The organism is Streptacidiphilus sp. BW17, assembly GCF_041262485.1.
Taxonomy (GTDB): domain Bacteria; phylum Actinomycetota; class Actinomycetes; order Streptomycetales; family Streptomycetaceae; genus Streptacidiphilus.
In genome coordinates, this window is record NZ_JBGCCR010000028.1 from 1 (window position 1) to 25435 (window position 25435).

Here is a 25435-nt window from a genome sequence, read left to right on the forward strand (position 1 = left end):
GCCGACCAGCACGGGGACGGGGACGGTGGCGGGGCCCGCATCGACCTCCGACACGGGGACGGCGTCTGCGCCGACCAGCACCGGGACGGGGACGGGGACGGCGACTGTGCCGACCAGCACCGGGACGGGGACGGGGACGGCGACTGTGCCGACCAGCACGGGGACGGGGACGGTGGCGGGGCCCGCATCGACCTCCGACACGGGGACGGGGACGGCGCCGAACACCAGCACTGGGACGGGGACGGGGCCCGCGCCGAGCATCAGCACTGGGACGGGGACAGGGCTCGGCTCGCGGGATTCCGTACTGCGGGGAATGGTCACGACCGAGGCCGGCGAGCCCGTCGAGCAGGCGGACGTCCTCGACGAGCAGCTGCGTCGGCAGCAGCTGCTCGCCGTCAGCCGCCAAGCCGCCGCTACGAGCGGGGGACGGCCTACCCGGGACCTGGTCGGGAAGGCGATCCGAGAGGCGGGATACCCGATTCGGAATGCCGACATCGCCCCGATTCTCCAGACACTGCGCGAAGAGATCAGCAAGCAGGGGCACCCGCGCCGCTTAGAGGCCCGCAAGTCCGCGCAGCAGCAACCCAGCGAGAGCGAACCCCCGGCGCATTCCTAAGCGCCGCTGAATCGAACGACGCCATACGACCACCCTGAACAACCATCGAGGAGCAACCATGTCCACTGCCACCGCCGTCCAGCCTTCCGTTCCGCACCTGATGCAGGTCCTGCTCGACGCGGGCCAGCTGCACAGCGCCGACCAGGCCCCGGACACGAGTTGGCTCGTCCACCGCACGAAGACTGGCCCGTCCATAGCGCTCGACGACGAGGGCCAGGCGCTCGCCTTCGTCATCGACACCCTGCTCGACTACCACCTGACGACCGCCGAGCACGGCGCCGATCTCGCCTTGTGACCAGGGCCAGAGCACCACTCGCATCGGGCACAGAACCCGAGCAAGTTAGTGCCTAAGCCACGCTTACGCGTGTCATAGGCCCCTCCCGCCGCCCCAAGGGGCCGGCGGGAGGGTGTGGTGGCCGAGCCGAGCGAGGGCGCTCGTCTCGACCACCACCTCCGCAGCCAGGGGTCTGCGGAGTGGGAACGGAAAGGACCCGTCGCATCACGTCGCCCGCTGAACCCGCCGCGCCGCCGCGCAAGCAGCGCCGCCGCCCCAGAGCATCGCTGCACCTCGACGATCAGCTCAACGTCCGTGTGAGAAAAGCCGATCGAGACGAAATCGACGCCGCGGCGAAGAAGCACGGATGGACCATGAGCAAGTTCGTCACCAACGCCGCTCTGAACGCCGCTCGCGGTGAGACCAGTGCCTACGACCCGCAAGACCGGCTGAACCGCGCCGTGGACGAACTGGTGCACTCCCGAGAGCAATTGGCCCGCGTAGGCCGCAACCTCAACCAGGTTGCCCGCGCGCTCAACGCGGGTGGCTACCCGGAACCCGCTGAGCTCACCACAGTGATCGCTTCGGTTGCCCGCGCGGTCGGCCGCGTTGAAGAGTGCGCCGCCGTGCTCGTACGGGAGTGACCGGTGGTCCCCAAGATCGGCAAGCCCGGCACGAACACCCTCAAGGTCCTGCAGTACCTCTACGGCAAAGAGCGCCACGCCGGTTCACCGCACACCGACCCCCACCTCGTCGCGTCGTGGGACGGGTACGCCCCCGACCCCGGGCGGCAGCCCGACGCGACCCTCAAGCAGTTGGCGGACCAACTCGATCTCCGGGTTAAGCAGTTGGGGGTCCGCAAGCCGAAGACCCATGTGTGGCACTGCTCGGTTCGAGCGGCACCGACGGACCGGCATCTCACCGACGAAGAGTGGGCCATGATCGCGCGCCGGGTCCTAGCCGCAGCCGGCATCGCCAAGGAGGGCGATGCGAACGGTTGCCGCTGGGTGGCGGTCCGCCATGCCGACGACCACATCCACCTGGTCGCCACCAAAGTGCAGGGAGATCTGACCGGTCCCAGGATTCGCGGAGACGCAGGGCGGGTCCAGAAAGCGTGCCGGAAGATCGAGCGCGAGCTGGGCCTGCGCAGGCTCGCCACCGGGGACAAGACTGCTACCCGCCGGCCCACGCAGGCAGAGGTGCACAAGGCCGAGCAGCGCGGACTGCCAGAGCCGACCCGCGAAACGCTGAAGGAGGCTGTGCGCCTGGCTGTCGTCGGTGCCCGCACGGACGAGGAGTTCGTGGCCAACCTGGAGGTGGAAGGCGTCATGATCAAACTGCGCCGCTTCCCGTCGGGAGACCTTCAGGGGTACAGCGTCGCCCTCCCCGGGGACGTCAACGCGGCCGGCGACCCGGTCTGGTACTCAGGAACGACGCTGGGGTACCCGCTCGGTCGAGTCCGCAGCCGCCTGTCCGCGGCTGTCGCCGAGGGAGTCGGGCCGGAAGAGGTGGTCGCCCCGGTGGCCTTCGTCGCGCGATCAGCAGTGGGTTCGAAGGCGTTCCGAGCGCGTCGCGACGCCGTCCTCGTGGTTGAGCACGCCCTCGACGTCATCGTGGAGGGTGATGACGAGAGCGCGATGGGACAGATTGACGGCGTCGGCGAGATCCTGGGCTCGATGGCACAGACGGCGGTGCCGGGGACCGCCTCCCGCGCGCAACTCCTGGCCCTGAGCAGGGTCTACGAACGTGCTGCCCGCTCCCATGTCCGGGCCAGCCGCAGGGAGACCTGGGCGATGAGGTCGGCAGCGCGATCGATCTTCACCAGCGGATACGCCGTGGACCGCGAGGACGGCGCCGCTGCTGTCGAACTGATGTCGGCGCTGGTGGCAGTCCTCTTCGTCGCCGCCAGCTGGCACGCGGCGCGCGGCCACGAACAGCAGGCGCAGGCCGCGCAGAGCGCCGCGCAGCAGCTGCGGCAGCTCTACAGCGCCACGGCTCGGCGCCCGCTGGAAGTCCTGTCGGCGCGCGGACGGGCTGTGTCCGCCCCGCAGCGGCAGCGCTATGCCCATGCCGTCCGCGAGGTGCTTCCCGAGGCCGCGAGCGAGTCGGGAGAGCGGGACTGGGACGCCTTGACCGCCACACTGGCCGAAGCCGAGGCCGCCGGGCACGACCCGGTGGAGCTGCTCGAAAGGGCACGGTGCAGAAGGGAGTTGGAAACCGCGGACTCAGTGACCGCCGTGATGGTCTGGCGTGTACGCCGACTCGCCGACCTGCCGCCGGTGGGCAGTGCCAGGGGCCGGAAGGCCGTGCGTGCCGCGGTACCGACGACGGCTCCCGTGCCAGCCCGTAGCGACCCGGGACGACGCCGCGTGCGCTGAGGAGGACGTATACCACGGCTGGGGTTTCCGGACCCGGAAACCCCAGCCCCGCAAGGCTGGAGGCACCCCGCAGACGAGGTCCGCGGGGTGCCTCCCGCTTCCCCGCCTGCCTGTCGGGCACCCTGAGCCTTGCTGGAGCACCCGATCACTACGCCAAACACCACCCACCACAGCCTCCCCGGCCGCTGGAGCGCCGCACTCGGCGGTCAGCCCGATCCGGAGCGGGACTGGCGCCTTCGCTGCTACGTCCTGCGGGCGAGCGACGGCCTCGGCTCCGCCGCGGTCATGTACTTCGTCCCGCTCATGATCCTCACGCTCACCAACTCCGCTGCCTGGACGGGAATCTCCTTCGTCGCCGAGTGGGTGCCACGGCTGATCACGATCGGTTCCTCGGGCCCGATCGTCGACCGCTACAGCCCGCAGGCCGTCGCGCTCGTCACGAGCGTGCTGCGCGTGCTGGTGTCGGTGGCGGCACTCGTCTGCCTGATGGCCGGCGGGGGCGGGATCGTTGCTCTGCTGTTCGGAGTCGCCGTAGGGATGCTGGCCGAGGTCTCCTTCCTGGCCTCCGAGTCCCTGGGCGCGCAAGCTAGTCGCAGGGCCGGACCGCAAGGACACCACGTCCAGAGCACCATGACCGCGATCGACCAGTTCGCGCTCCTGGTGGGGCCGCTGCTCGGCGGAGCACTGCTCCTCCTCTCCCCGGCGATGTTCCTGGGCGGCATCACCGTCGTAGCGTGCGTGACGACCACCGCCGCCTGGGTGCTGCGCGACTCGCCCCACAACCCCCCGCAGGCATCGGCCTTCGAGCCCTTCACCCCCGTCGCGGCCGTGACCCGCGGACTGGGCACCATCAGGCGGACCCCCGCACTCGCCTGGCTGGTCGGCTCCCTGGCCATCGGCAACCTCGTCAGCGGCGTACTGCAAGTCAGCGCACCCATCACGGTCACCAAGCAGCTCGACCACTCCAGCGCCGCAGTCGGCTGGATCTGGAGCATGGCCGCCTGCGCGGCCCTCCTGGCAGTCACGGCAGCCCGCCGCGCCATCGACCGCCACGGCCTGTACCCGGTCGGTCTCATCGGAGCCGTGCTCATGTGCACGGCCACCGTCACTGCCGGCCTGTCCACCTCGGTCGTCGAGTACGCCGCGTCCATCGCCGCCATGATGGCGGCCGAGGGCGCCCTGACCGTGGTCCTGCGCACCGCCCGGGCCCGCCTGATCCCCGCCGACGGATTCGCCACCGCACTGGCGGCCAGCGTGCTGCTGGTCCTCGCACCGTTCCCACTCGCCGGAGCGCTGGTCGCCGCCGCCCCCATCACCAGCATGTCGCACCTGGTCCTGGCGGTCGCCGCAGTCCAGGTCGTCGCCACAGTCCTGTGCTTCCGCGGCCTGTGGAAGCACAGGGCCGACTACGAGCATCACTCCCCTGCCACGAACACCCCCACCAGCTGACGCCGTCCACGACCCCAAGGAGCCTGCCATCACCAGCAACGACGCCCTGCTCATCGTCGGCACCGCCCCCCGGAGCGAGCACGCCGACCCGCTGGGCCGCGCGGCACTCGCAGCCCCCCTGGTTGCGATCACCGACGCCGAGCCGACCTGGGAACGCCCCCACCTGCGTGACTGGGAAGTAAGGACGGGCACGGACCTGAAGTCGGCCCGACTCGCCGCCGCCGCGCTTGCCCGCCGCCACCACCTCACCGGAGTGCTCACCTTCGTCGAGGCGAACATCCTGCTCGCCGCCCAGCTGTCCACCGACCTGGGGCTGCCGGGGCACAGCACCGCCACCGCCGCCACCCTGCTCGACCCCGCTGCGGCCAGTGCCTGCTTCGACGCCGCCGGCCTGCCCCGACTCGCCTCACCGCACCGGAACGGCACCGTGCCGGCCGACGCGCCCGGCGGGGGCACGGAGATCGATGTCGCCTGCGTCAGCCACTACGGCCACACCAGCGCGGTCGCCGTGACACGCATCCACCCGGCAGACAACGCGGCCGACCAGCTGCCCGCCCGCAGCGTCGAGGCCGAGGACCCGCTCCTAGCCCTCGTCGCCCCACTTGCCGTCGCCGCGCTCGACGCCCTCGGTGTGTCCAACGCCGTCACCGCCGTGGCGATGCGCGTCGACCAGGACGGGACGCCCCGTCTGACCGGAGCCACCGGCTGCCTCACCAGCGCCCAAGGACTTCTGGTGCGCCATGCCACCGGAATCGACCTGGCCCGGGCCGCGGCCGACATCGCCTGCGGACGTGCACCGGACCTGACGCAGACCCGCCGCCGGGGCGCCGCCGCACAGCCGATCACAGCTGCCGAAGCAGACAGACTGGCCTGGCTGCACACCGACCTGCGGCTATCCGACCCCGCCTTCCTCGAACCGCTGCTCGCCGACTCGACCACATCCACCACCGTCGTCCGACAGGCCACAGACGACCACGGGGCACCGCGCCTGCAGCAGCTGCTCGCAGTCGGGCCCACCGCCGGTCAGTGCCTCGACAGCCTCCAAGAGGCCGCCACCACGATGGCAGCATCCGCCCGGCGCTGAAGGAGGCCGAACATGCCCCAGTACAACGACCTCATCGCCATCTGCGATCACTGCCTGCGGGCCGTGGACACCGGAGACGGAAGCCTGTGGGTCGACCAGACCCAGGCCACCCACGCCGCCGCACCGACAACGTGGCGCACCACCCACGACGGCTGCGCGGCGCCGCCGGCCGGGGCATATCGGATCCCGCTGGAACGGGTCACCAACTGGGCCGCACTGCTTCATTGGACAGCGCACCTGCTGGACCGGCCGTGGCTCGCCTGCACGGACTGGTCCGACGTACTGCTGCGCACCCTCGAACCCCATCACGGTGCGGTCAGCGGCCTGCAGCCCACAGCGCCCCGCTCCCTGGCCTGGGGAGGGATCGGCGGCTGACGCAAAGGCGCCCCTGCGGAATAGCCCGCAGGGGCGCCATCTGGTTGACAGGACCAGTGCGCCCGGCAACCGCAATAGCCGCTAGCCCCTCTCCTCGGCCTGCCGGAAAGGGCACTTGCTGCCGAATTCTAAATTGAGGGAGCGTCAGAAAGGGAATAAAATCGGGTCTCCCGGCCTTATGCTGCCGTACTGAACGACGGCTCAAGGAGGCACATGACGCACGCGGATGACGACCACTTCGGCGACGACCCGGCACTTCCCGACTCTCCGGTCGAGATCCCCGACCTGCTCCCCGGCCAGGTTCTCACCCGCAGCGTCCCCCACGCCGAGGAGCTGCGCCCCCGCGGCTTCCTGATCATCTGCGCCGTCTGCGAGGCGCGCCGCGACTGGCTGATCGTCGAGGTGCTGGGCAAGGTGTACATTCGCTGCCGCTGCACCCACGAGTGGCTGGAACCGGACCTGGACCTTACCGCCTTCGACGCCATGTTCGGCGAGGTCTCGCGCGTCTGGGACAGCTTCGCCGAGGTGACCACCGGCCTCGGCTTCGACGGCACGTTCGCCGGCACCTACCTCGACTAACGCGACTGGAGTTGCATTCGATGCAACATTCCCGCGCGCACCGCATGCAGATGCAGGGCTCCACCGGATGGTCCGGCGGAGCCCTGCACTCGTTTCACCAACCATCAACAGGGAGCATCCAGTGCAGCAAGTTCGCGCCGCCAAGTGGAGCGTTGCTGTGGTCGGCAGCACGCTGATCGCACTGTCTGCTGCGGCAGCAGGAGTGATCGCTGCCTGCCGCAAGGACAGCCTCTGGGTCGCGATCACCATGGGCGCGCTCGCCGCAGCCGTGATCGGAGCCCTTCTGGCCTCGCGGTTCAAGGACGCCGCTGTGGACAACGCGGTCAGGGCCGCGCTGGCAGGCGAGCCGGCGGCCGATCCAGTAGACCTTGCCTTCGCGTTGGGCATCCGACCCGCGACACTTCGGCTCAGCCTGCGGCGACTGGAACAAGGCAACCGGCAGCCGCAGCAGAAGTGACAGCAACCCGGAGGCTGGCCGACGGCCAGCGCGAGGCACTAGTCAGCAGCGAAACGAAGCATCAACTCACCAGCGGAGGAAGCAACTCGTATGACGACAGACTTCTACTGCGACGAGGTGTTCAGCGGACGCACGCAGGTGCATGTCGTTCGTGAGACCGAGGCCGTCCTCGCGTACCACCACACCCGGCCCATGTACCCCGTGCACATCGTGGTCGTTCCGCGCCGACACACGCCGTCGCTGATCGACCTGGGCGACGGCGGCCAGCCACTGCTGGCCGCGGTCATGGAAGTGGTGCGCCAGGTCGCGGCCGACGTCACGGCGGAGCACGGGGCCTGCTCGGTGGTCACTAACCTCGGCGACTACCAGGAGAGCAAGCACCTGCACATCCACGTCATCTACCGGGGCTAGCAGGTGACGGGAGCAAGGTGCCGCCGGTCAGTCGGCCGCCGTCTCTGTTGATGTGGCGGGGAAGTAAGCGAGATGGGCGGGCGTGCTCGCCAGCGGGGCCTTGTGCATGAAGTCGGTCCGGAGTTGGTGGTACGGCTCGCCGGGGCCGTAGATGCAGCGATGCATCTCGCTGAGTTCGGCTTCGCGGTGGCGGGCGATCTGCTCCGGGCTCGGCGCGTTGGCCCGCTTGTCGCGTAGGTAACCGGCGTAGTCCGGATCCCGGGCCAGCCTTATGGCAGCCTTCAGGACGTCCCATCGGAAGCCGCCCGGAGACGCCTGCACGATCCGGTCGACCAGGCCCAGCGAGAGCGCGTGCTCGGTCCCGATGGGCAGGGGGCGCGCGGTCAGGGCCGCGGCAGCGTCGGGGCCCACGCGCCGGGGAAGCGTCAGGCTCCACAGCTCGCTGCCGTAGAGCTTGACGTTCTGATAGTGGGGATTGAGCACACTGCCCGAGCGCACCCACACCTGGTCGCAGGCCAGGGCGAGCATGAGGCCGCCTGCGGCGCCTCCGGCCCCCAGGGCGGCGACAGTCAGCTTGTCGCTGGTGCCCAGGATCGCCTCCGCGACGTCGTCGATCGCCTGAATCGTCTCCCAGGTCGCCGCCGCAGGATCCTCGGCCGCCTCGATCGCTCCCAGGTGGATGCCGGTGCTCATCGTCCGGCCGCTGTCGAGTACCAGGACCTTCGTGGGCCGGGAGCTGGCGTAGCGGTAGGCGTCCAGCAGCTGGCGGCAGTCCGCAGCCGATAGCGCTCCGGCGGGGTGCGCCAGCTCCAGGTGCCCGACGACGCCGATCTCGCGGTAGCGGACGACAGAGTAGCTTTGCTGATTGTCCGGCCACGTCAGGGGCGCGGGTACGTCGGGGACGCCGTCCAGGTGGGCGGCCAAGGCCATCGAGGCGGGTGCCTTGGCTGTAGGCGGGCCACCGGCGACCCGGCGCGGGCGTGCTGAGGTCAGCCACACGCCCTTGCCGTCGGCGGTGGCACGGCAGACCGCACCACCGCGCGTGGCTACCAGCGCGCCGGGCGGACCGCTGAGCTGGTCCTCCACCTGTCCGCCGTAGAGGTAGAACTGGCTGCCGCCGACCTCGTCCAGGACCCCGGGAGAGGAGTCGGCCGTGCGCAGCTTTCGGGAGATGGCGGCGGCGGTCTCGCTGCTCCAGTCGATGCGCCGCAGATCCTGCCTGTAGTAAGGGCGGGTTTGTCCGGGCGGTGGATCCTTCGGAGTCTGGCCGTCGAAGAAGCGCTCGACAGCGCGCAGCAGCGCCTTCGACGCGGCATCGGCGATCTCGCCTGCGTAGAGCGCGCTCTTCGAGATCTGGTCGGGGATCCTGAGCCGCTCCCACGCCCAGACGGGGCCGGCGTCCATGGCGGCGACGGCCTGGAGGACCGTCACCCCCCAGGTGCGCACGTCATTGGCCAGGGCCCAGTCAAGGCTGCTGGGTCCGCGGTCCCCGGGCGGTCCCGGGTGGACGATCATGCAGGTGTGCCGCGTCCACACATCCTCGGGGATGGCGGTGGTCAGCATGGGGGCGATGATCAGGTGCGGGTTGTGGCGATCGACGGCCATGCGCAGTTCCTGGGCGCCGGCCTCGCCGCCGCCGAGGTCCAGGGCGACGACGAGGTCATGGCCACGTTGAGTCAGTTCGACGCAGGTGCGCTGGGTGAAGGAGTTGAACGCCGAGCTGTAGAGAAGGATGCGCAAGGTGCGATGAGCCCTTCGGGGAGCGGGAGTGGGGTTTCGGCGAAGCGTGCCGAGGTGCTGTGGTTCGCCTGCGCCGAGTCGGCTGGGGCGTGCCTGTCGGCGGCAGCCTCATTGGCGTTCCGCGGCTGCCCTGTCCGGCGTGGCGCTGGACCGGGCGGCCCGCAGGGGCATTCTCAGCAGCAGGGCGTAGGCGACGACGAGCACCAGGGCCAGTGCGGCGAGGGAAAGTGCCAACGGCGGGTCGGAGTGCCAGCTCGTGATCGCCGCCATGGTGCTGGCGGTCGCGGCGAGGGCGGTTGCGCGTTCGGCCAGGTCGGCACCGTGGCGACGCGTGCGGTGCGTCGGAGGGGTGATAGCGGTCCTTCGGTGTGGGCGCGGCCCTAGGCGGTGAGCAGGCCGCGCAGACGTGCGCGGTAGAGCGCACTGATGGTGTAGCCGCAGGTGACGACCTGGGTTCGTACGAGTTCTTCGGCCTGTGTGACGGGGAGCGTCACGACGCGTCGGATCCCCTCCTGGGCGTCCGGGACCGGGCCTGTGGGCATGGCAACACGGGCGGCGAACAGGTGAACCGGCGATGCGAGGAGTCCGGTGTCGGGGTGCAGAGTACCCAGGGGGAGGAGTTCGCGGGTGGTTGTGCCGAGTTCCTCGCCGAGTTCGCGAAGGGCGCTGTTGATCGTGGCGGTGGTGAGGTCGGTGCTGGTCGCCGCTTCCCCGAATCCACGGGGAGCCTCCAGGTGCCAGGACCGGGTTGCGTGCCGGAAGTGCTCGATGAGGACGACTTCGCCGGAGTCGGTCAGCGGCAGCATCGCCACGCCCGGAGGTCCGGGCTGGACGACACGCAGGTACAGGCCGAGGCGACCGCCGGGGAAGCGCACGGCGTCGCGCACCAGGGTGACGAACGGGTCGCTGTAGACGACGCCGACCTGGAAGGGGGCTTGGGCCTGTTCGCCGCGGGCACAGGCTTCGGCGACGGCAGCTGCGGCCTGGTCGTCGTCCAGGATGACGATTCCGTGGTCGTCGGGATTGGTGAACAGTTGCGGGTGCGATGCCCTCATACGGGCGTAGGCATCGTTGGCGTTCGGAGCGGCGGATGGTGTGGAAGTTTCTGACGTCAGAGTCGACTGCTCCTTCGTGGTGGGCAATTGAGAGGACGGGACGGAACGGCTGCGGACCGCGGGGTTGGTCGGCCGCTCAGCGTCGCGGAGGGTGCTGGCGCGAGGAGCACGGCGAGATCGGTGCGACGTCTGCAGGAGCAGGCGGACCGAGGTGCCTCTGTTGCCCTCTGGCGGCATCGGCCCGGCTGGGCCCGGTCGGCGGTGTCGGCGCGCCGAGCGGCCGGCAGCCCTGGTCGTTGAACAGCGGCGGCCGGTGACGTCTCGCGTCCGTGTTAGAGAGTCGGTCGAGGTCGATGAGGAGCTGCTCGTCCATCCAGGCCGGGTCGCGGTGCAGCGGTGCCGGGTCGGTCAGGGCCCGGACGAAGGCGCTGGTGACCAGGCCCGGCGCGTCGGTGGTGAACAGGGCCTGCCAGTAGGGGATTCCTGCATCCGCGGGGCCGGCCTCGATGGCAAGGGCGGGGCGGCCCATGAGGTCGAACCGGTCTGCCTGGGGGCGCAGATCTGCCCGCGCGAGACCGTCAGCAGACTCGAGTCGGCGGCCACCGTCAGCGGAGCGGGTTTCGCGCCAGCCCGCCCGGAGGAGGAGGTCGGCCGCCTCCTGCAGGCCAGCCTCCCCTTCCCGCAGAGCGGGGTGGGCCTCTCCGGTCCAGTCGATCTGGTCATCGGCATAGAGGAGCTGCTCAGCGACAGCAGCGACCAGCTCCTCCGGTGTGTCCTTGGAGAAACCCGCCTGCCACTGGGGCGGACCGAGCGGCATCCGGGCGGCGGCGATCTGCCACCACGCTCCCGGGTCCAGCTGGTTCAGGCCGACGCGGAACCTCATGTCGGGACTGCTGACGAAGTCCTGGTCGAGAGCACCCTCGTAGTGGTGGAGCCAGCCACCGTCGGCGACCAGAAGATGGAGCACGGGCTGTGGGCCGCTGCTGCCGGCCAGGTAGCGCGGTGCGACGGCGATGGTGGTGGGAGGTTCGGCTGCTATCGGTGCACTCCTCTGATCCTGGAGGTCTGCGTGGAGGCAGCGGGCTCTGCGACCACGGTAAAACTGGACTCGGTGGAGGCCAGTCGAGCCTCAATGCTCATCGGCTGGCCGGAGCGGGCGAGTGCTGCACCGGCTCGTGGGCCGCCCGCTACGGGCGATGCCAACTCCGCCGCATTACGTCGCAATTCGGCGGTGGCAAAGTCGATGGCGTCCACTGCTGCCTCGATCGCGACGGCGTAGTCGGATTCACTGCCGGGCGGCATCGGGATTTTCGGGTTGTCGAGGCTGAAGGACGTTCGGCGAGCGGCGATGATGAAGAAGGTGTTCACGTGCCGCTGGGCCCGGCTGAGTTCGCTGACGGCCTCTCCCAGGCTGTCCAAGGCGTCGGTGTACGCCTGGACGAGCTGGATGCCTTCCTCCGCGCGGGAGCTGAACGGCAGCAACGTGCTGACCCTGCTACTGATTTCGGACATGACGGTCACCAGCGCGGACACGGCGGGGGTGAGCGGTGCGTGGGGTGCGGCCAGACGCCGCACCTCGAAGTTGATGCGTTCCAGGGCGGCGGCCTGGTCGTGGAGTTCGAGTGCGGACTTCATCGCGGGGGCCGCCTGCGAGCAGCGTCCTGGGCGTGGCTGTTGAGCGCGACTGCTTCCGGGGCCGGCCCGGCGGCTGCTCGGCCATCGGTGCGCGCGGCCTGGGCGCGCGGGGAGACGGGCGAGAAGGGAGCTGGTACGGGGGCCGTGGTGTCCTTGGTCCACGCGTATGCCTCATCGAGTGTTGCGAAGGCGGCCTGTGTGACGGTGTAGGAGGTGCTGTCGTCGCTCTCGCGCCGCCACACGAAGACGGTGACCGGCCGTTCGGCCTGGAGTGGCTCACGGTCGGTCGTGATGACCCAGATCTCGAACGGTGCGGCGGTGGTGCTGAAGGTGTCGTGGATCTCGAAGCGCTCACCGCTGGTGCGCAGAAGCTGCTCGGCCTCCGAGCTGGTGGCGTCCAGGGCAGTGAGCCAGCCCTCGGGCTCGCGGATGCTCTCGGGGTCGGCTCCGCGCCCCACGAGCCAGTTCTGAGCAAGGGGGATGAGTGCGTGGTGGCTCATCGTGGCCCGGATCGTCTCGTGGGCCAGGTCGCGCTCGAAGTGGACGCCGAGGAGCTGCGGTGCGCCGGGGCCGCGGGTCTCCGATGCGTGGTCTAGGACGAGGAAGAAGTCCTCGTGGAGCTGCGCGGTGTGGGGGTTGGCCTGGTGCTGTTCTCTCAGGAGCCACAGGGAGCCCTCGGGGTCGAACAGCCGGTTCAGGGTGTGCTGCGTGGCGGCATCAGTCGGGTGCAGGTCTTCCAGGTCCAGGTCCAAGGAGACGTCGTGGAAGGAGGCGATGTACAGGGAGGAACTCCAGGGCAGCGGGAAGGGGAGAACGGTCTGGCCCGCGCGGATCAGCGGCGGTGCCCGCGGGGGTCGGTTGGAGGAGCCGGTGATGTTGTCGGCGGCTCGCCGACGGTGCTTGGCGCGTGCCGGCCGCTTGGGGCGGCAGCCTCGTTGCGGCGGACGGGTTGCAGGCGTCCGAGGACCGTGATGCCGCCGGTGAGGACGTGCCGGACCTCGGGAAGGAGCTGGGCGGCGCTGCGCGCGGACGTTGCCGCGCGCAGGGCGTTGACGCGCTGAAGGGCCTGGCCCGGATCCGGTTCGTACTGCTCGCACCGTGAGGCGGCCAGCTCCAGGAACTCCTGAAGCTGGTCGAGTGCTCCGGACCCGCGTTCGAGGACGGCGCGCTGTACCAGCCTCGCGGCCATCCGCGGGCTGGCGGTCGTGCCGACCAGTTCGATGTCGCGCGCCAGGGCGAGGCGGGGGTCGGCGGTGTAGGGGGCGTGGTGGCGGTCGCCGAGGTCGGGTGTGGTCAGCAGGTCGTCGAGGACTGCGCCCACCTGGCCGGCGATGCGGGTGGCCGTGCGGAACTGCTGCACCAAGTCGGTGTTGCCGGAGTTCCAGCTGTCGATGCGGTCGGCCGCTGTGGCGAGCATCGTGCTGATCTGGTCGGGGATGCCGTGAGTGCGTTCCAGCACGAAGCGTTGGAGACGCTGCAGGTCCTCGTCCGGCTCTGTGGCGAGTTGTTCGGTCAAGCGGGAGAGCGCAAGCCCGGGGGCGCCCGCGTACGGGCGGGCACCGGCCGGCGACTGGACGCCGCGGCGCAGGTGGGGGTCCAGTTCCACCTCGAAGCCGGTGTGGATCAGCATCGAGGCGGCATGGCACGCTTTGGTGTTTTCGGTGGCCTCGCCGAGGTCGAACGGGAGGCGGTGCCAGCGCTCGTTGAAGACGCCGGTGTCCACGAAGCCGGCCCGTTGCAGAACCAAGACGGCGAGGGCGTCGGTGGCGCCGATTGCGCTCACCATGCCGACCTCATCGCGGTGCAGGTGGATGCGAGGGAGATGCTGGGACAAGGGGGCTCCGGAGCGGGGGGCAATGGGGTTGGTGGTGCTGGCCGGGGCCGGATGGCTCTGCAGGTCGCCGACGATGGCGGTGCGGCTGGCGGAGGCGCGCACCCGTGTGCCGGCGGGTGGGAGTTCAGCGGTGGGCTGGGCCGACGAGTCTCCGGCCAGTTCATGTTGGCTCGGCGTGTAGGCAGCGACCTCGCGGGTCGTGATAGCGGCCAGGGCATCGGCGTACTGGGGGAGCAGCCGACGCTCGATCAGTGCAGCAGCTCGGATCGGTTCGGCTGGTGCGGTGATCCCGAACGGTGTCAGGTCGTCGTGCTCGTAGGCGGTTCCGAAGACGGCCGGGATCAGGGGTGCCGCGATGATCGACCGGCCCCCGGAGCGGGGAGTGGGCAGTATGAGCAGCTCTTGCCGATCCGGACCGAGGAGGTGGCCGGCCGTCGGCTGGACGAAGACCTCGACGGCCCACTGGGCGATGCCCAGGTCCCAAAGCCGGTGGTCGGCGTCGTCCCGTGGGCCTCGGGAAGTCAGGTCGACCATCGTGTGGGTCCAGGTCCCCGGCAGGCGGGAGGCAATCTCCGCCACGAGGGAGGCGAGCCGTCGGGAGGCTGAGTGCGGGGCGCTGTGACGGGTACCGGTCACGGCGTTGGGATCTGGTCGTCCGGGTGGGCACAGCACTCGGAGCACATGATCATGCGCTGCGCGTAGCCGTACAGCAGAGTCTGCTGCACGATCTGGGGGAGGAGTTCGAACGCGGCGAGGCAGGTGTTGACCTCGTGGTCGAGCGGGGCGTGGGGGCCCAGATGCATGGTGGAGCAGGCGTAGATCGCGGCTTCGGCTTCCACCAGCGCGAAGTAGGGAGCGGTGACGCCGGCCTTGGAGCACGCTTCGGTGCTGTACTGGGCGAGGCTGACGCGGAAGCGGGCGCGGCCGGCGTTGTTGGCGCACATCATCAGCAGGTCCTCGATCGCCAGTTGCAGGCGGGCCGTCACCTCGGGGTCGGCGAGCCAGCGGGGGGCTTTGTCGGGGTCCAGGGGGCGGTAGGGCACGGTGTCGAGCCGCACCCCCAGGGCTCGGGCTGCTTGGTTGACGGCGTCTTGGGCGAGCGAGGACGGGTCGACGGCTGTCATCGGCCGCCCGTGTGGCGGGACAGGGAAAGCAAAGTGGCCTCGGATCAGGAGTGATGGGGGTGGTGGATCTGGACGGGATCGGCGAAGGCGAACGGAACGGCTCCGCAGTGTTGTGGTCAGCGGCTGGGATCGCGGCCCGCTCGCCGATCGCGGTCAGCGCCGCGGGGATTCGTCGGGCATCGGGGTCTCCTGCAGGGACGTCGGGGTTACCAGAGGCGGGGGTGGCGCTCAGGCCGGCGGGTGACCGGCGGCGCGGCGGCAGCGCTGACGGACGACCCGGCTGCCCTGGCGGTGGGACTGCTGGCGCGGGCGGCGTCGCTGCGGGCATGAGGGGCTAGAGGAATCGGTGGGACTGGCGGGAGCGGGTTGTCGGGCTCTCCTGCGCGGCGGGTCCACTCGTAGGCGGAATCCAGGTCCGGGAAGCCGCCCTCGCGCAGGGTGTACATGTGGTTGGGATAGTCGACGTCCTCGAAGAACACCCGCACCGGGGGGTGGCCGGGGGCCGGGTACTGGTCCGTGGCGATGATCCACGTGTTGAAGTCGTAGACCAGATCCTGGAAGCTCGACGGGTAGGCGTCAGTGCCGTGAGCGGGGTCGAGGATCAGGTCGCAGGTGTAGGAGTTGCGGATCTCGAACCGGTTCCCTGAGCGCGCCAGGCGCTCCTCCAGCTCACGGCTTACCTGGTCGGTGGTCGGCAGCCCCGGCGCGGTGAGGGGCACATGGTTCGGGTCGGCGCCGCGTTCGATGAGCCAGCGCTGGGCGAATGCCGTGATCGGGGTGCGCTGGTAGTCCAGGTGGAAGGTGCCCTTGCGGAAGTCGCGTCGCACGTGGATCGCCGCGAGCTGATTTGACCCGGGGATGTCGTACGTCATCGTCCCGTCGTGGACGACCAGGAACGACTCGGTCAGCATCGGGTCGTGCGCACTCGCGATGTGGTGCTCGGCCAGCACGGTCATCTGGGGACTGAAGGCGAAGGCATCCCAGTTTCGGCGGTCCTTTGCGGTGCGGGGCTTGAGGCGGTCGACTTGAAGGGCGACGTCAAAGGGCTCGAACAGCTCGCTGTGGTCGGTGATGCGGGTCTCCGGCAGGGGTTGGGGTGGCGGTTGTGCCCGGAGCGGCGGGGGGCTGGTGCTTGCCGATGATCGTGACCCGTCGGGCCTCGCCAGCGGTCGTCAGGGACAGCCGCTGGCCGGCCAGCAGACTGGTGCTGCTGTCCCAGTGCACGAGTCGGTTGGTCACGAGGAAGTTGACGGTCGGCATGGTGATGCGCTCCGGTCCGGAGCAGGCGACGCTGCGTTTCCGGGCTCCGACGCTCTCCATCACCAGGACCTCGCCGGTGCCGATGGCCAACACCGCGGCTTCCTGAGCGGGGCTCAGGTGCAGTGCGTCCGGCCGGGCGGTGGTGGACAGCGCGGCGCTGCGGCGGTCCGGGCCGGCGGCGCGCTGTGCCCCGCGGACCTCGGCCAGTCGGCGGTAGGCGCCGATCAGGCTGGGCAGCTGTTCCATCATTTCCGCGCGGCGGGCAGCCAGCAGTTCTATCCTCAGCGCCGTGCTGCCGAGAGCGCCGTGCGTGGAGGCAGCCGCATCGTCCGTCCCGAACGCGATGTGCTTGAGGTCCTGGCTGGCGGTGTACGCCAACTGCACCAGCTGGAGGTGGGCATGGTCGAGGCGCTGCGCCGCCTTGCGGAGATCGCGGCAAACTGCGAGGAGGGCAGGGTCGGAGTCCAGCTCATCCAGGTTCGACAGTTCCAGGGCTTTGCACACCATCGACGTGCCCAGGTACCGGGGCAGAGCTGGTGCGGTGCTCAAGCGGGGACTCCGGGCAGCGGGAGCACCTGGGCCTGAGTCTGGACCTGAGTCAGGGGCGCGGTGGGCAGGAAGTCGCTGCGCTTGTAGCCGCGGACCGTCCCGCCGTGCACCTCAACGGCACGCGGCGTGATGCCGGCGGGCTTGAGCAGGCGGGCCAGGGTGTTCGTGGTCAGGCCGTGGTTGCGGTGCTGGGACCATCGGTGTTCACGGTCGCGGCACAGCAGCTCGGCCAGGTCCTTGGCCGACATCGCCTCGGTGGCCGGCATCCTCTGGAACAGTGCGGCGCAGTCGCGCACCAGGGTGGCGGTGAGCGGGGGACGCTGTACGAAGGGTGCCGGGGGCGTCGGTTGTGCAGGAGGGGCAGCGGGCGAGGGCGGTGTCCGGTGGGTGGCCCGTGCGATGGCGTGCAGGGCGACGTCGGCGAGGAAGTCGCGATCCGCACAGAGCTGCTGGAGCCCGAGGTCGGTGGGGGAGTGCGCCGGGCCGTGTAGCGCGCGCACGGCCCGTTCGGAACCGACCAGGGAGTCGTACAGGTGCAGGCAGACACCCAGTGCAGGGTCACTGAGCTGGGCGTGCTGCTGGCGAAGGGTGGACAGCGGGGCGTCGAACGACCGCTCCAGCTGGCTGCGGACGGCGACGGCATCGGGATGGGGGGTCATGGTGATCCTGGGGAAGGTGGAGTGGGGGCAGGCGGAGGTCAGCGACTGCGGGAGACAGCAGGTTCAGGGGCTGGGCCGAGGCCCGGCAGGGATTCGAGCGGTGCGGCGAGCACTGGCCTTCTGCTGTGTGCGGTGGCGGCGAGGACGCGCCCAGCCGGGGCAGGTGCGGGGACGACCGCGAGGTAGGGCGCGAGGTCGGGGTCTGGATGGAGCAGATGTGTCCGCTCGCGGATCGCCGGAGCGTTCGAGGCCATGGCCCTGACCAGCGCGTTGACCAGGCTGACCGGCGCGTCGCGACTGAGGCTGGCCGACCACATCTGTCCCTGGACGCCTGCGCTCAGGCGCCAGAAGTGTCCGCCGTCCCGGCCAGCGGGTGAGATGGACCGGGCGACGTCGGCCATGCCGTCCGGCGAGCCGAGGCCCTCCGTCGGATCGTCGGGGTCCAGGGCCTCGGAATAGGGGGTCCAGCCTGCCGCCTGCAGCACGTCGTTGCTGGGGATGCCGTCGCCCTCGTACGGAGGGCTGATATCGGGCAGCGTGGCGAGGCTGCGGGCGAACGCGAGCAGCAGCTCGTCCGGTACTCCGGTGCGAAGTTGCGAGGACCAGTTGACCAGGCCGCTGCGTGAGTAGCACTCGGCCTCCAGGGCGATCTGGTGGACGTTGGACGCAGCCGGGTGGGCGGAGACGCGCATCCTCCGGTGGGCGTGGACCACCACGGTCGGAGCGGAGGGCAGGGTGTCCCATCCCGGCTGCGCGGCAAGGGCGTTGAAGGCGTGGCGTAGGGCATTGGGTGAGGTGAAGGCTAGGTAGGGAGGGGTTACGGCGACGCGGTCGGGAACCTCGGCGGGCGGGCGGCTACTCACCGGCGACGCCCTGTGCCGGTTCCCTGCAGGACCGGTGCGGGGTGCTGCTTCGGGGGCTGGTGGGGATGGCTGAACGGCATGATCAGTGCTGCCGAGGTCCGAAGCGCGGCACTGGCCCGGGCGTCGGGCGCCTGCACTGGGGCAGTCGGGGCGACCGCCCGGGACGACTGCGCGGACGGATGGGCCGCAGCAGCCGCGGCACGCCGCTCCTGGGCCCACTGCATGGCGGACTGGTACACGGGACCGAGCTGCTTGGCCGCGTCGCTGAGCTGGTACTGCCAGCGGCGGGGCTCGCCTGTGCGGGTGAGCAGGCCAGCACCGAGGAGGGACTCCAGGCGCTGGTACATGAGCGTGGAATTGGTGTAGCGCGGCAGCAGACCGATGATCTCCGAGGGGTAGGCCGGTCCGTTCTGCAACTCCCACAGCACAGCGGTGGTGTGGGTGCGGGAGATGATGCTCAGGGTGCGCTCGGCGAGCATGATGCTGGGCTGATCGTCGTCAACATCCAAGTGAGCGCTGCCCCACTGGAGTGCGGCGTGACTGACGGTCTGCGCGGCGCGGCCCGCCGGTGTCAGGCGAAGGAGCCGCCCGCGGCCCTCGCCGGTGGCGCGCTTGGTGATCAAACCGTCGCGCTCCATCGCCGAGACGCGGCTGGACAGGCTGCCGGTGCTCATCGACGGAAGCTCGGCCAGGAGCTGGGCGGAAGTGAGTTGCCCCTGGTGGCGGCGGAGCGCGGCCAGGGAGGCGAGGGTCCACTTCGGAGACAGGGCCTCCAGTACGGCCTGGACCTGCGAGGCCGCGGCCTGCGTGCTGGGCGAGGAGACGACGGACATGCTGCGGGAGTCCTTCCAGGGGGTGGTGATGGTGACCGGGTAGTTCAGGGGTGGCGCGGGGGGCGCGCGGTGACCACGACCGGCGGGAGTGACGAAGCGGCGTGCACGGCCAGCTCCGAGGGGCCGGGGGTATGGGGAGAGCGCGTGAGCGCCGCCTCCTCCCGGCCTGTGGGAGTTGCTGCCATGGCTCGCAGGCGGCGGGCGGCGGTCCTGTAGACGGCTTCATGGGCGCGAGGGCCGACGGCGAGCAGGTAGATCTGCGTGCGGAACTGGTCGCCGCTGGGGGCATGGCGCTCTTGGTAGACCGCGCGCCAGTGCGCGTCGTCGTCCAGGTAGAGCTTTCGGCAGCCGCGCAGGTCGATAGGGCCGTGCCGTTCCAGTAGTGGTCCGCGGTGTTGTACCCGGATCACCTGCTGCAGGGCCAGCAGCGCCGAGTCCCGTACCCAGGAGGGAATCATCCGCAGGTCGCGCAGGGCCTCGGGATGAGCTTCGAAGCTGCGGCGGATCGCGGACTGGGTCACCATGGACGGTCCAGCAGTGCCGTGGCTGCTCGCGCCGCAGGAGCGGCCGACCGGGACAAGGGGCGGTGCTGGCGTTCACGCGGGTGGCGGGTGTGTGCGGTCATCGGGAGGGCTTCTCCTTGGTACGGGCGGTGACCACTCCAGATTCCGACCGGCAGGGTTTCCGGGTCCGGAAACCCCGAAGGGGGTATAAGCGCGCTCCGCCCCCGGCGCCGGCACTCCCGCCCCGCACGGCGGTGGCGTCAACTCGCAGCAGTGGACGTCCAGTTGTGTGTCCAGGCGCCTACCCGTCGCGGACTGGAGAATCAGACGCGCCGGTGGATTCGGTCTGAATTCCGGTACCGGCAGGATGGCGCCCGTCGGCTGGCCGGGCGAGTTTCAGCGATGACGCGGAGGGTTGCCCTGCTGGGCGTGCGCGGGATTGAACATCGCCCCGGCGAACTCCACCGCTGAGAAGCGACGTGGAAGATCCCCGCCCCGGGCGGGCCGGACCGTTGCCGTGGACAGCGCCGAGACCGGGATCTGCGAGCGGGTGCGCAGGACGGGAGCGGTGTCGGCCAGACCTGCAGCGAAGAAGGTGAGGTAGCGGGCCGGCACCGAGGACCCGAAACGGGCGAACCATTCGCCCTCCCGCGCGGTGCTGGTGACGTTGGCGAACCACGGCTGGGACAGTTCGATGGGCCGCCCGTCCTCATCTTCGATGTAGGGGTTGAACCCGAAATTGGCCTGGCCGTCGGGCGAGGTCAGCACCGTACTCCACGGGTCCTCCTGCACACGCCACCCGGCTTTCAGCAGCGGTCGCCACGCGGTGGTCGGCGAGGCGGCGTCCTCGGAGACGATCTCCTCCGGCCGGGTGTACCGGTCCGCTGCCAGCGCCTGGGTGAAGGCCCCGAGCAGCTCGGCCGGGATGTATCGGGAGAAGAACGCCTCCCAGCGCGGGGGTGCCGACGGCGCTTCCCGGCAGGTGACGCGCCACCAGTCCAAGTCCATCTTGTGCGGCTCCATGGCCACTTCGAGGCGCGCGTCGTGGCTCGTGGCTACGACGGACGCGAGGGATCGGTCGAAGGTGTGGTTCCACTCGTGCAGGTGGATCAGCGGCTTGAGGACGGTGCCCATGTCGCCTTCGCCGGCGAGGTAGCGCGGCGAGACCAAGACTTGCCCGTCGCCGCGGTCGGACCTCGGGGGCATGGTGTCTCGATTCAGAGGGGCGCTCACCGCTGGCCGCGCGGGCGGCGACTGGGGGCGTCGGCGGTCGTGGCCGTCGGCTTCGTCGCCTCCGGGGGGCCGGCGGTGCGGGCGCCTGCGGGCATGGGGTTGCGGGCGGCCTGGGCGCGTGAGAAGGCGGGACGCGCGGAGACGACGGGGTCGGGCAGCACGGGAGGAGGCAGGGGCTGGCCCCCCGGCGCCTCCAGCCACTGCTGGGCGCTCTGCGGGTCGGGGAAACTGCCCTCGCGCAGGCGGAAGCCGCCGCGGGCCAACTCGGTGCGCAGCTGCAGAAGGTACGGTCGGGCAGCAGCGGCGGATTCGCGGTCGTGCAGCAGCACCCAGCTGCGCACCGGGTCGGAGTCGTCGTACTCGACCACGGTGTAGCGCGATCCGCTGCGCCGCACCCGCTCCTCGATCTGGGCGCTGGTGACGTCGGCGGGGGCGTCCTCGGGACCGACGTCAACGCGGAACTGGTTCTCATCAGCGCCGCGGTCCAGCAGCCAGGCGACCGTGAGCGCGGGGGTGGGTGCGCTGTGCCAGTCGATGCTGAACGTCATGGTCTCGGGGAATTTGACCACGTGGACGGCCAGGGTGCGGGGCTGCTCGAAGTAGGCGTTGGCCGAGGGGCCCGGTTCGGCCAGGAGCACGAAGTCCTCGTGCTCCTCGGCCTGGCGGACCAGGACGGAGTGCCGGTCCGCGTCCATGAGAAGCAGATCCTGGCGGTGGCGGCTCGGCGGGTCGGCCGGGCGCCAATCGGGGAAGGCGAAGTCCACAGGGAGTCTCCTCGCAGGTCAGGCTGCACTGGGCAGTGCGGCGGGATCGGTGAACTCCGGGTGGTCAAGGACGCGGTGGTTGGGCCGGTCCGGGGAGGTGGTGCAGGCCGCGAACGGGCCGTCGGGGCTGCGCAGGTGGCCCAGCAGCGGCTCCAGGTGGTCGCGCTGCCACACCGAGGGGCCGGTCGCTCCGGCCTCCAGGTCGGTCAGCGACTGCCATGCCAGCCATGCGGAGTGGATGCGGACCACGGCCTCGTCGTGCTCGGGCCAGCGCGTGCACCACGGCCGGCCTGCCGTCAGCTCGCGCCCGTAGGTGCGCAGCAGGATCTGGTCGACCCACGGCGTCATGGTGGCGATCTCGGCCGCGAACGCGGCGTCGTCCAGCGCGAGGATGCACAGGGACTGCGGCGAGTCGGGCGCGTCGGCCGTGTCGTCCTCGCCGTCGAGGTCCAGGTCGCCGCCTTCGAGGGTGGCGGTCAGACGGCTGACGAGGTCGGCGTTCTGGTCGTGCTGGACGGTCAGGGCGGCGACGGTGGCCGCCAGCTGGGCCAGCGTCTGCTCCTGGGTCGGAGACTCGGGCTGCGGCGAAGTGGGACTGGTCAGGGGTAAACAACTCCTTGCGGATGTAGGTGATTTGGTGCCTAGCGGCGGGTCGCGCGCCTGCGACCGGTCAAGCGGCGTGGCGACAGGACGGGGGCGCCAGGCGGCGCAACGCCTCGGCCGCCTGCTGCGGAACGACTCCGTTGCCCAGCGCGGTGAGCTGGGCCGGGCGGCTGAGGCCGGGGACGCCGGTCACCCAGCCCGGTTCCAGGCCCATGACCCATTCGACGAACTGCGGGGCCAGGCGGCCCCGGCTGTCGGTCGGCTCGGGGGCGGGCCGGGTCGCGCGCTGCCAGCGGTTGATCGCGGGGCTGTAGACGCCCCAGCGCTCTGCCGCTACTGCTCGGGCTCCGTCCACAGCGGCAGCACGACCTGGCTCAGCGGCGGACGAAATCCCGTCCCGGCCCGCCGGCCCGGCGTCCCGCTGTCCGACGCCCTCGGCGTCGGCAGCAGCTGCGCCGCCGCGCTGGACAACGTCAAGTCGCCCTTCGAGCCGCGCTGGTTCGGGCCGCCATGGGTGCCGTCGCTCGCCCTCGGCGTGGGCAGCAGGCTCTGCTGGCCGGCCGGGGCCGGCATCAGGTGCTCCACCTCGTCCTGCAAGTTCGGGCCGTGGCCCCCCTGCCTGCGCTTGGCCGGGTGCTGACTGCCCCCGTTCGATCCCAAGTTCGAGGTGGGGGTTTTCAGCAGCGTCACGACGTGACCAAGGTCCTCGCGCACCGCGTCGGGCCCTTTGGAGTCCCGCGCCTTCGGCGTCGGCAGGTTCTGGGGCACGGGCGGGCCAGGCAATGAGGAAGACCCGCTCTCGCCGGTGGGGCGCTCCCACGTCCGAGGCACGAATGCACGTCCAGCGCGCGTCGTACCCTCGGTCGGCCAGGGTTCCGAGAACGGCACCCAATGCCCGCAGATGATGCTGCTCTCCGCTGTCTCCCACACACCACGGGCACTGCTCCAGATCGCCACCGGCTGTCGGGGAAGAGGCAGTTGCTCCGGCGGAGAGGATTCCACGGACGTTTTCGATCACCACCAAGCAGGGTCTGAGTTCGGAAATCGCGTCGGCTATGTTGTGCCAGATACCCGAGCGCGTGCCGTGCGTCAGCCCGGCACGCTTGCCGGCCACCGACAGGTCCTGGCAGGGGAAGCCTGCGGTCAGGACGCAGACGGGTTCTATCTGCGACCAGTCCACCGCGGTGATGTCGCCCAAGTTGGCGACCTCGGGCCAGTGCTGGTGCAGGATCGCGGCAGCCTGCGGGTTGAACTCCGCATGCCAGGCCATCTGGCCCCCGAGCACGGCCTGCACCCCGAGGTCCAGGCCGCCGTAGCCGCTGCACAGCGACCCGATGAGCCGGCGCTGCCCTGCCCTCGCGCTCATCGCGACCGCCGGGGGGTGATGGAAGCTGATCCTGCTGGACGACTGGGTGCGGTTGCGGCGGGCACGGTCGACGCAGCCAGGGCCGATGCCCCCTGGGCCGCCTGGGCACGCTCCTCGTGGGAGAGCAGGCGTGCACCGGCGTACCGGTGCTCCAGCCGCTCGGCCTGGCGGGCCAGCAGCTCGGCACCAGCGTCAGCTGCTGCCCGTGTCCGGGACAGGGCCAGGTCGCCGCGCTGGACGATCCGCTGGCGGACCGGCTCGGGTTCAGCGATCTGCCGCAGGTCCAGCACCGAGAGCTGCGCGGAGGATCGGAGCGCCGTGCCCAAGGACTGCAGAACGTCCCCCGAGACACTCGCGGCCAGCGCGTATGCGGCGGTCAGGTCGCGGTGCTGCGGGTCGGTGACGCCCTGAGTGGAGCGGAAGGCTGCCGTGGAGACCCACTGGAAGTGCAGGGAGTTGAGGTTCTTGAGCACGCTGCCGAGGGCGCCCAGGGACGGGAACTCCCCCGCCTCGCCGGGGCCGGGCAACGCGCCTGCCCAGTCGCTGAGCTGCCCCGCCATGTCCCGCACGGCACCGGCCGCCGTGGACCCGGTCCGCTGAGCGTCCTTCATCGGCGGCCCCGGGGGACGGAGGCCGTGGCGGCGGCGTCGAGACGGGCGGCGGCGCCCGGGTCCTTTGCGGTGACGGCCGGCCCCGGGGCGGTCCGCGACGTCGCTGGTCGGCGGCGCAGGCTGTCGACCAGGCTGGCGCGGGACTGCCGAAGGATGGTGATCCGGGCCCCCATCTGGGCCTCGGTCTCGTACAGCCGTCGGCTGAGGTGGGCGGCACTGCCGGAGTGGAAGAGGTCGACGCGACGCAGCGCAGGGGGGCGTGCGCGGTTGGCCGCCTGATGGGCGTGCTCCATGACGCCGACCAGGGACGAGAGGGCCTCGGACGCGATGGAGGAAGCGAACTGCTGGGTCCACATCTCGCCCGTGGAGGCGGCGTGCAGCCGGTCGGTGGTGGTCAGGCTCTCCCACTGGATCGCCATGGCCGCGATGAACGCGGAGAGCTGCTCGATGTGGCCGGCCAGCAGCACGGCGGCCAGCTTCGGGGGCCGCTTGGCGGAGCGGCGAATGCTGGTTCGGATCTCCTGGAGCGCGTTGGCGACGGCCGACATCCGCTCCAGGTCCTCGGGAAGGATCTGGATCCGGGGGATGTCGTCGGGGAACCACGTGCTGTCGGTGATCATCGGCCGGCCCCCGTGAGGAGGCGGGCCTCGGCGGGGATCCGGACGGTGACGGGCCGGGCTGCGGCGAGGGCGTCGGCGAATCCTGCCCACGGCGCACGCTCGGGTGCGGTCGGGGAGGGGACGACCAGGGCGTGCGCGGAGTCGCGCAGGGTCTCGATCGCGTCGTCCAGCCGGTTGTGGGCCCGTGCCAGGGCGCGGTGGGCGTGGCGCTCGATGGCCAGCGGCGGGGGCACGGCGGACCCGCCCGGACCGGGGGACGCGCTGTCCTGGCGCAGCGTGTGCTCGATGGCGAGGCTGAGATCGGCCAGGGCGTAGGACAGGTGGGTGCAGGCCACGGCGAACGGTTCGGCGGCGGTGCGGGACCTGCGGGCCCGGACCAGCGCGTGCCGACTGGTGGTCTGGTGCAGCCGGGTCATGGCCTCCTGCTGCCGAAGGAGTTCGACGACGTCGGGGGCGTCGTCCTCGGGGCTCGGGAACACGAGGTCGGTGCCGAGGCTTTCGATCTGGTCAGCGAGGGCGCGCAGGTCGCGCTGGGTGTGGCGGGTCAAGGAAGGGCTCCT

At 70.7% G+C, this 25435-nt stretch carries 33 protein-coding genes and 1 pseudogene; 10 read left to right on the forward strand and 24 right to left on the reverse strand.

Annotation, left to right across the window (positions count from 1 at the left end; translation table 11 throughout):
- On the reverse strand, positions 1–201 hold a 201-nt coding region (locus ABH940_RS27495; protein ID WP_370106446.1), incomplete at its 3' end, for a hypothetical protein.
- Between the two features lie 112 nt (positions 202–313).
- Between ABH940_RS27495 and ABH940_RS27500 the strand changes: the two genes are divergently transcribed.
- From ABH940_RS27500 to ABH940_RS27545, 10 genes are all read left to right on the forward strand, one after another.
- Positions 314–616: a hypothetical protein gene (locus ABH940_RS27500; protein ID WP_370106447.1), complete on the forward strand. Its 303-nt coding sequence runs from the start codon at positions 314–316 to the stop codon at positions 614–616.
- 58 nt (positions 617–674) lie between these two features.
- A complete protein-coding gene (locus ABH940_RS27505) occupies positions 675–911 on the forward strand; it encodes a hypothetical protein (RefSeq protein WP_370106448.1) in 237 nt (78 codons plus the stop codon).
- A gap of 179 nt (positions 912–1090) precedes the next feature.
- On the forward strand, positions 1091–1534 hold the full coding sequence (mobC, locus tag ABH940_RS27510) for a plasmid mobilization relaxosome protein MobC (protein WP_370106449.1): 444 nt from the start codon (positions 1091–1093) through the stop codon (positions 1532–1534).
- Between the two features lie 3 nt (positions 1535–1537).
- Complete coding sequence (locus ABH940_RS27515; protein WP_370106450.1) at positions 1538–3268, forward strand: mobilization protein; 1731 nt, start codon at positions 1538–1540, stop codon at positions 3266–3268.
- Positions 3269–3397: 129 nt separating this feature from the next.
- A complete protein-coding gene (locus ABH940_RS27520) occupies positions 3398–4717 on the forward strand; it encodes an MFS transporter (RefSeq protein WP_370106451.1) in 1320 nt (439 codons plus the stop codon).
- A 253-nt stretch (positions 4718–4970) separates the two neighbouring features.
- Positions 4971–5801, forward strand: a complete 831-nt coding sequence (locus ABH940_RS27525; protein WP_370106452.1) for a hypothetical protein — start codon at positions 4971–4973, stop codon at positions 5799–5801.
- Between the two features lie 12 nt (positions 5802–5813).
- The gene (locus ABH940_RS27530) at positions 5814–6176 is read left to right on the forward strand and encodes a hypothetical protein (protein ID WP_370106453.1); all 363 of its coding nucleotides are present in this window, start codon (positions 5814–5816) and stop codon (positions 6174–6176) included.
- Positions 6177–6389: 213 nt separating this feature from the next.
- Positions 6390–6755: a hypothetical protein gene (locus ABH940_RS27535; protein ID WP_370106454.1), complete on the forward strand. Its 366-nt coding sequence runs from the start codon at positions 6390–6392 to the stop codon at positions 6753–6755.
- A 157-nt stretch (positions 6756–6912) separates the two neighbouring features.
- A complete protein-coding gene (locus ABH940_RS27540) occupies positions 6913–7212 on the forward strand; it encodes a hypothetical protein (protein ID WP_370106455.1) in 300 nt (99 codons plus the stop codon).
- A gap of 90 nt (positions 7213–7302) precedes the next feature.
- Positions 7303–7623 carry an HIT family protein gene (locus tag ABH940_RS27545; RefSeq protein ID WP_370106456.1) on the forward strand — a complete coding sequence of 107 codons (321 nt, stop codon included), beginning with the start codon at positions 7303–7305 and terminating at the stop codon, positions 7621–7623.
- Positions 7624–7650: 27 nt separating this feature from the next.
- Here ABH940_RS27545 and ABH940_RS27550 read toward each other — a convergent pair whose 3' ends face one another.
- From ABH940_RS27550 to ABH940_RS27660, 23 genes and pseudogenes are all read right to left on the reverse strand, one after another.
- Positions 7651–9363, reverse strand: a complete 1713-nt coding sequence (locus tag ABH940_RS27550) for an enoyl-CoA hydratase-related protein (protein WP_370106457.1) — start codon at positions 9361–9363, stop codon at positions 7651–7653.
- Between the two features lie 108 nt (positions 9364–9471).
- On the reverse strand, positions 9472–9633 hold the full coding sequence (locus ABH940_RS27555) for a hypothetical protein (RefSeq protein WP_370106458.1): 162 nt from the start codon (positions 9631–9633) through the stop codon (positions 9472–9474).
- 110 nt (positions 9634–9743) lie between these two features.
- Positions 9744–10418: an NUDIX hydrolase gene (locus ABH940_RS27560; protein WP_370106459.1), complete on the reverse strand. Its 675-nt coding sequence runs from the start codon at positions 10416–10418 to the stop codon at positions 9744–9746.
- A gap of 136 nt (positions 10419–10554) precedes the next feature.
- Positions 10555–11385 carry a DUF317 domain-containing protein gene (locus ABH940_RS27565; protein WP_370106460.1) on the reverse strand — a complete coding sequence of 277 codons (831 nt, stop codon included), beginning with the start codon at positions 11383–11385 and terminating at the stop codon, positions 10555–10557.
- Between the two features lie 68 nt (positions 11386–11453).
- Entirely contained in the window at positions 11454–12053 is a 600-nt protein-coding gene (locus ABH940_RS27570; protein WP_370106461.1) for a hypothetical protein, read from the reverse strand.
- On the reverse strand, positions 12050–12805 hold the full coding sequence (locus tag ABH940_RS27575; RefSeq protein ID WP_370106462.1) for a hypothetical protein: 756 nt from the start codon (positions 12803–12805) through the stop codon (positions 12050–12052). The genes ABH940_RS27570 and ABH940_RS27575 overlap by 4 nt, the downstream gene beginning before the upstream one ends.
- A gap of 80 nt (positions 12806–12885) precedes the next feature.
- Positions 12886–14421 carry a hypothetical protein gene (locus ABH940_RS27580; RefSeq protein ID WP_370106463.1) on the reverse strand — a complete coding sequence of 512 codons (1536 nt, stop codon included), beginning with the start codon at positions 14419–14421 and terminating at the stop codon, positions 12886–12888.
- A gap of 98 nt (positions 14422–14519) precedes the next feature.
- Positions 14520–15011, reverse strand: coding sequence for a hypothetical protein (locus ABH940_RS27585; RefSeq protein WP_370106464.1), 492 nt, complete (start codon positions 15009–15011; stop codon positions 14520–14522).
- Between the two features lie 206 nt (positions 15012–15217).
- Complete coding sequence (locus tag ABH940_RS27590; protein ID WP_370106465.1) at positions 15218–15967, reverse strand: hypothetical protein; 750 nt, start codon at positions 15965–15967, stop codon at positions 15218–15220.
- An 82-nt stretch (positions 15968–16049) separates the two neighbouring features.
- Positions 16050–16820 (reverse strand): hypothetical protein, encoded by a 771-nt coding sequence (locus ABH940_RS27595; RefSeq protein ID WP_370106466.1) that lies wholly within the window; start codon positions 16818–16820, stop codon positions 16050–16052.
- Positions 16817–17479 carry a DUF3631 domain-containing protein gene (locus ABH940_RS27600; protein ID WP_370106467.1) on the reverse strand — a complete coding sequence of 221 codons (663 nt, stop codon included), beginning with the start codon at positions 17477–17479 and terminating at the stop codon, positions 16817–16819. The genes ABH940_RS27595 and ABH940_RS27600 overlap by 4 nt, the downstream gene beginning before the upstream one ends.
- 38 nt (positions 17480–17517) lie before the next feature.
- Positions 17518–18342 (reverse strand): DUF317 domain-containing protein, encoded by an 825-nt coding sequence (locus ABH940_RS27605; protein WP_370106468.1) that lies wholly within the window; start codon positions 18340–18342, stop codon positions 17518–17520.
- Positions 18339–19175, reverse strand: a complete 837-nt coding sequence (locus tag ABH940_RS27610) for a winged helix-turn-helix transcriptional regulator (RefSeq protein WP_370106469.1) — start codon at positions 19173–19175, stop codon at positions 18339–18341. Before ABH940_RS27610 ends, ABH940_RS27605 begins: the two co-directional genes overlap by 4 nt.
- Before the next feature lie 44 nt (positions 19176–19219).
- On the reverse strand, positions 19220–19699 hold the full coding sequence (locus ABH940_RS27615; protein ID WP_370106470.1) for a hypothetical protein: 480 nt from the start codon (positions 19697–19699) through the stop codon (positions 19220–19222).
- A 375-nt stretch (positions 19700–20074) separates the two neighbouring features.
- Complete coding sequence (locus ABH940_RS27620) at positions 20075–20884, reverse strand: DUF317 domain-containing protein (protein WP_370106471.1); 810 nt, start codon at positions 20882–20884, stop codon at positions 20075–20077.
- A gap of 23 nt (positions 20885–20907) precedes the next feature.
- Entirely contained in the window at positions 20908–21675 is a 768-nt protein-coding gene (locus tag ABH940_RS27625; RefSeq protein WP_370106472.1) for a hypothetical protein, read from the reverse strand.
- 18 nt (positions 21676–21693) lie between these two features.
- Positions 21694–22023: a DUF4913 domain-containing protein gene (locus ABH940_RS27630; protein ID WP_370106473.1), complete on the reverse strand. Its 330-nt coding sequence runs from the start codon at positions 22021–22023 to the stop codon at positions 21694–21696.
- Between the two features lie 322 nt (positions 22024–22345).
- Positions 22346–22633, reverse strand: coding sequence for a hypothetical protein (locus tag ABH940_RS27635; RefSeq protein ID WP_370106541.1), 288 nt, complete (start codon positions 22631–22633; stop codon positions 22346–22348).
- Positions 22612–23046 (reverse strand): hypothetical protein, encoded by a 435-nt coding sequence (locus ABH940_RS27640; protein WP_370106474.1) that lies wholly within the window; start codon positions 23044–23046, stop codon positions 22612–22614. Before ABH940_RS27640 ends, ABH940_RS27635 begins: the two co-directional genes overlap by 22 nt.
- Positions 23047–23113: 67 nt before the next feature.
- Positions 23114–23644: pseudogene (locus ABH940_RS27645) on the reverse strand (DNA cytosine methyltransferase); the annotation flags it as partial.
- On the reverse strand, positions 23641–24255 hold the full coding sequence (locus tag ABH940_RS27650; RefSeq protein ID WP_370106475.1) for a hypothetical protein: 615 nt from the start codon (positions 24253–24255) through the stop codon (positions 23641–23643). The gene ABH940_RS27650 and the pseudogene ABH940_RS27645, both read right to left, overlap by 4 nt.
- Entirely contained in the window at positions 24252–24875 is a 624-nt protein-coding gene (locus ABH940_RS27655) for a hypothetical protein (protein WP_370106476.1), read from the reverse strand. Before ABH940_RS27655 ends, ABH940_RS27650 begins: the two co-directional genes overlap by 4 nt.
- Positions 24872–25423 carry a hypothetical protein gene (locus ABH940_RS27660; RefSeq protein ID WP_370106477.1) on the reverse strand — a complete coding sequence of 184 codons (552 nt, stop codon included), beginning with the start codon at positions 25421–25423 and terminating at the stop codon, positions 24872–24874. Before ABH940_RS27660 ends, ABH940_RS27655 begins: the two co-directional genes overlap by 4 nt.
- Between the last annotated feature and the right edge of the window lie 12 nt (positions 25424–25435).